Origin of the sequence: Nostocoides jenkinsii Ben 74, from assembly GCF_001046875.1 — a bacterium.
GTDB lineage: Bacteria > Actinomycetota > Actinomycetes > Actinomycetales > Dermatophilaceae > Nostocoides_A > Nostocoides_A jenkinsii.
The window spans coordinates 3,694,811-3,695,516 of record NZ_HF571038.1; positions in this window are offsets into that span (position 1 = coordinate 3,694,811).

Genomic DNA, 706 nt, shown 5'->3' on the forward strand with positions numbered 1-706 from the left:
CGGCCCCGAGTTCTAGTGCCCCGCGCTCAAGTGCTCCGGCACCAAGCGCGCCGTTCCAGAACTCTCCGGCAACGAGCGCGCCGGCTGCGAGCGCGCCCGCCGCCGCTGCGCAGTCCACGTCCGCTCCCGCATCCCGTCCGGGTGCACCGACGCCGGGCCCGCGCCCGGCTCCGGCTGCTCCAGCGCCCGTCGCTGCGGAAGCACCGCGTCAATCGCCCACTCGGCCCGCCTCTTCCGCGACCCCCGGGCCGCGTCCGGCGTCACCGGCTTCCGCCGCTCCGTCGGCCCGTGAGGGTGGTCGTCCGGCTCCCAGCCCCCGTCCTGGTGGCTCCGGTGGCAGCAGTGTCCCCGGTGCACCGCGCCCCCGTGCCCCTCGCCCTGGCAACAACCCCTTCTCCGCCCGTCAGGGAATGGGGCAGGGTGGCGCGCCGCGTCCGGGCAACAACCCGTTCGCTGCCAGCCAAGGTATGCCGCGGCCCCAGAGCCGCGCGCCGCGTCCCGGCGCGCCCGCCGGCCCCGGTGGTCCCCGTCCCGGTGGTCCGCGTCCCTCGCCGGTCAACATGCCGGACCGCTCGGCGATCGCCCGTCCGGGTGAGCGTCCGGCGCGCGGCGGTGCCCGCCCGGGTGGCGGCGCCCCCGGTCGTCCCGGTGCCGGCGGCGGTTTCGCCGGTCGTCCCGGTGGCGGTGGCTTCGGCGGCCGTCCCGG